4 protein-coding genes are annotated in these 4,554 nt (G+C 67.3%); 2 read left to right on the forward strand and 2 right to left on the reverse strand.

Going from position 1 to position 4,554, the window contains the following annotated elements:
• A partial coding sequence (locus VKI00_RS00085) for a universal stress protein (protein ID WP_324434296.1) occupies positions 1 to 500 on the reverse strand: 500 nt, incomplete at its 3' end.
• Between the two features lie 321 nt (positions 501 to 821).
• Between VKI00_RS00085 and VKI00_RS00090 the strand changes: the two genes are divergently transcribed.
• Positions 822 to 1,025 (forward strand): hypothetical protein, encoded by a 204-nt coding sequence (locus VKI00_RS00090; RefSeq protein WP_324434298.1) that lies wholly within the window; start codon positions 822 to 824, stop codon positions 1,023 to 1,025.
• 103 nt (positions 1,026 to 1,128) lie between these two features.
• Positions 1,129 to 1,260 carry a hypothetical protein gene (locus VKI00_RS00095; protein ID WP_324434300.1) on the forward strand — a complete coding sequence of 44 codons (132 nt, stop codon included), beginning with the start codon at positions 1,129 to 1,131 and terminating at the stop codon, positions 1,258 to 1,260.
• 430 nt (positions 1,261 to 1,690) lie between these two features.
• Here the strand turns inward: VKI00_RS00095 and VKI00_RS00100 are convergent, their stop codons facing one another.
• The gene (locus VKI00_RS00100) at positions 1,691 to 4,156 is read right to left on the reverse strand and encodes a heavy metal translocating P-type ATPase (RefSeq protein ID WP_324434302.1); all 2,466 of its coding nucleotides are present in this window, start codon (positions 4,154 to 4,156) and stop codon (positions 1,691 to 1,693) included.
• Positions 4,157 to 4,554: the final 398 nt, after the last annotated feature.

Here is a 4,554-nt window from a genome sequence, read left to right on the forward strand (position 1 = left end):
ACCAAGACGGGCGCATTCGACTGCGCTGGGCCGGTGTCCTCATGGATGACAGCCACCGGACAGTGCGCGTGATGTACCAACGCGTTGCTGACCGAGCCCAGCAGGGCGCTGCTGAACGCACCCTGTCCTTGGCGCCCCACCACAATCATCTGCGCCTCCTTGGTCAGATCGACCAGGGTGGGCACCACCTGAGAGAACACCACGTCGGGGTTGATGCGCAGGGGTCGGTGGTCGGCGGTGCTGCGTTCGGCGACCCGGGCAGCATCAGCCACCACCCCATTGGCTTCCGCTTCCTGCCATTCGACGAACCCTTCGGGCGGAGGGGCCGCCGCGAACTCCCAGGCCGACCAGCCACCGACCAGTGGGCTTGCCACATGCACCACCGTCAACGGCACATTCCGCATCGCCGCCTCTTGCGCGGCCCACCGCACAGCAGCGTCCGAATTGGCAGAACCGTCGACGCCGACGAGTATTCCCCGTTGAACAACATGCTCAGGCATCTCACCGTCTCCTCGGAATCGCTGCAGAGAACAAGTCGCGCGGCAGGCAATATGACCCCGAGCACCCGATGCGCCCGACTCACCTCTGACCCTAGAAGCCCGATCGCGGCTGATCAGGTGCCATTTGTCCCCACCGGCATGTCCATTGGTCCTAATAGAGGCCCGCATCTGGGGTGCTTGCGGAGGTCGAGGGAATCGGTTGTCACTAGCGACTCATCTGCTGCGCCAGATCGTGTCACCCCGAACAATGACGGGTCACCATCAAGCAATCGACAATGGCGCTGGCGCAGTGCCGCCTCGTGTCCCGATTGAGGAGTCGTAATGGCAGACAAGGATTTGGGCGAGCAGTTCGACAACGTCTCAGAGAGGGCTAAAGCCGCTGCCGAGAAGGTGAAGGCCGGCGGCGCGCGTACGCGGGAGCAACTCGAGGCCGATGCCGCCGCCGCACGCGATAAGGCGAGCGAAGCGGCCGGTCGCTTGAAAGAGAAGGCCGCGGAAGCGCACGAGAAGAAGTCCTCTCGTTAGCAATAGATCCAGAAAAATGGCATGAGCACGCGACCAAAGTCCGCAAGAGCATGAAGCACAAGAAAGAGGACCGCCACGCGAAGAAGCCGCGAGGGACGCCGACATGGCGGAAGCCTTCGCGCTCGATGCCATCGCTTTCGCTGGAATCGTGATCGAGGATGCGGCAGCCGCGTCACTCGATGCGATGCACTTGCATGCGGCAGCACAGGCCAGTGCAGCAAAGGTCGGTTCCTGATCCCCATCTGGCCCATAGAATTCGACGCCGGCCACTGACGCCGCGGCTACCACCGGTGCCCTGCTGCCGCGGCGGGCTGCCGCCCGCGGGGTGGTATCCGGATCCGGCAGGCTCGGGTGGCTCGGTTACTGGGACGGCACGAAGTGGACCGTGATGTCGGTGGTGATTGGCGATTGCGGGCCCACGAGCACCCAGTCTTCCTGGCCGTCACGGTGTTGATCGGGTTGTGCCTGTTGGTGGCCTTCTGGAAGTTCCTCGTGGGCATCGTCTTATCGCAGGCGCCATCCTCGGCATCACACTGGCCGCGATGTTCGGCGCACAACGCCGGAGCATCCGCGCCGACGGTGAACAGCAGCGGAAGGTCGAGCTGGCGGCGCACGCCCACCACGAACACCCCTCTGGACGAACGGCGACTCCCGCGGTTCTGCGGTCAGTACCCTCCGGCATCGTGACGAGTCACGAGTTCATCCCCGCTTCTGGCCAATGACACGCGGGATTGGCTTCCGTGTGAGGCGCCTCTCCGCTGTACCGTCGCCGCAGAGTCGGGTCGCTGTGGCGGCCGCGGGCCATCGGTGGTGTCAAGTTCGTCAGCGAGGGTGAAGTAGTTTTCTTCCTCCTGCACAAAGTGCAGTCGCAGCACCGCGTAAAGGCCGCAGAGGCACGCCAGCAGGTCGTCGATCTGGTCGGGCTGGACCGCCCCGGAGCTCTGCGACAGCGCCAGATGGGCGCCGATCCGGTCAGTCAGCCGCTGGATCTCGGCGTGGGTGCGGCTCATGGTAGCGGTGGCTTCACCGCTACCGAGCGGCCTGCCCAGCGCCGGGTAGAGCTGGGTGTCTTCCGCCTTTTCGTGCGGCAGGATCTGCTCGGTGAGAAACCTGTGCGCCCGCGCCACCGCCTCCAGCGCCGCAGGATCGTTCCCGGCCACCAGACGGTCGGCCGCCTCCCGCAGCAGTCCCAGGGTGTCGCGCAGCTGGTCATGTTCCGTCGCGAAGCGGCGCAGCATGTCTTGGGTCTCGTCGGGCAGCTCCACTTCGGTGGCCGGGTTGCCCCGCAAGGCGCGCAGCGCGTTGAGGATCACCGCGATGTCGATACCCTCCTGCAGCAGCGCGCCGGCAGCCGGCGGCAGCCAGCCCAGCGCGGCGATCACCATCGCCACAAGCGACATGCTCATGCCGACGACGGCGCTTTGCACGGCGATATGTCGCGACCAGCGGGCGATATCCATCGCGTCGGCCAGCCGGCCTAAATGATCGGTGGTCAACACGATGTCGGCGGCTTCCGAAGACGCGGTCGCGCCCCGCGCGCCCATCGCGACTCCGACCGTGGCCGCCGCCAATGCCGGCGCGTCGTTGACGCCGTCGCCCACCATGACGGTGACCGCGCGATCGCGCTCGGCGCGCACTGCGGCGACCTTGTCGGCCGGGCTTTGTTCGGCGTACACCTCGTCCAACCCCAGCACGTTGGCGACTTCGCGGGCCGGCTCGGCACGGTCGCCGGTGAGCATGACCAGCCGGTTCAGTCCGGCCGACCGCAGCCGGCGCATCGTCCGAGGAGCGCTGCGGCGCAACGGATCCCGCAACAACACTGCACCGATGGGCTCCCCGTCGACACACACCCAAGCGACCGCTGCGGTGTCCAGCCACGCCCGATTGACCGCCGCGCGTGCCCATGGGGCACTGGTCTGACCGTTGGCGAGCTTGCAGACCTCGACGTGGTGGTTGTCGACCATGGCGGTGACGCCGCGCCCGGGTTGTTCGACCACGTTGGTCGGCAAAGACAGTTGCAGACCGCGGGTGAGAGCTTCGGTGACGATGGCCTCGGCCAGCACGTGCGGCGACATCTGATCCACCGACGCGGCCAGCTGCAGCACCTCATCAGAGTCACGCCGCGGCGCGGTCACAACGTCCACGACGACCGGGCGTCCCATCGTCAACGTGCCCGTCTTGTCCATCACCAGCGTCGTTGCCTGCCCAAGCGTTTCCAACGCGCCGCCGCTGCGGATCAGCACCCCGTGGCGCGATGCCCGCGACAATCCGGACACGATGGCCACCGGCGCCGCCAGCAGTAGCGGACACGGAGTCGCCACCACCAACACCGCGACAGCCCGCACCGCCGAGCCGCTAGCCAGCCAGGCAGCACCCGCGACCAACAGCGTGAGCGGCACAAACCACGCCGCGTAGCGGTCGGCCAGCCGCACAGTCGGCGCGTTTTCGGCGGCGGCTTCGGACGCCAACCGCACGATGCCTGCGTACGTGCTGTGCTCTGCGGTGGCGCTCGCGCGCAATTCAAACGCGTTGCCCGCGTTCACCACACCGCTACGCACCGGCTCGCCCACGGCGCGTTCCACCTGCAGCGGTTCACCGGTCAACGCCGACTCGTCGAGCACCGCCACTGTGTCAAGGACGCGCCCATCCACCGGAACGACCTCGCCCGGGCCGACGACGAGCACGTCATCCACTGCCACCTCGTTCAGCGGGATCACGCGCACCTCGGAGCCGACGCGCCGCCGCGCAAACCGCGGTGCCCGCTGGAGCAGCGCACGCAAGTCGTGGGAGGCGCGCCGCTCGGCCGCCGCCTCGAGCGCGCGCCCCCCGGCCAGCATCACCGCGACTAACGCGCCCGCGAGGTACTCGTGGACAACCAAGGTGCCCACCAGCGACAACACCGCGATCAGGTCCACCCCGAGCCGCCCTTTGCGCAAGGCCGCCAGCAGCCACACTGTCGCGGGCACCAGGGCGGCGACCGTGCCCACGATCCAGCACCAGTCCGCCACCGTGCGCCATCCCGCCAGCCACGCGATCCCGCCGCTTACCAACGCAGCGACCGTCACCATCACCAGAGCGGGCTCGACCAGCCGCCGTAACCGGATCATCCAGCGGCGGCCCGCTAATTCCATCCTCTCCACTGCAACACTCCGACCTTGCGGGCGCTCAACCTGGGCCGGGCCAACCGGCGGGGTTGTTTTCCCAGTCGAACAGCCGCAGTTGCCGGCGCACAGCGCCGCAAGACCTTCAAACGCGAGGCCAGAAGACCTAACCCGCCCGCGTGAGTTGCAGCACAATTGACCGGAAGTAGCGTCGTGCCTTCCCAGCACAGCGCTCACTCGCCAAGGGCGGCACGGGGTGTGCATCGCATCGGCTACGAGCCGACGCCCTGGGATTGGACCCCCTGGAGGCACGCCAAGGGAGGTCGCTTCGACGGCAGGTGCGACGACCCCGAAGGCAACTGGCGAGCCTCTACGTCGGCGAATGCGCGTTAGCCTGCTACCTCGAAGCGCTGGCCCCATTTCGGCCC

It is taken from the genome of Mycobacterium sp. (assembly GCF_035314665.1).
GTDB lineage: Bacteria > Actinomycetota > Actinomycetes > Mycobacteriales > Mycobacteriaceae > Mycobacterium.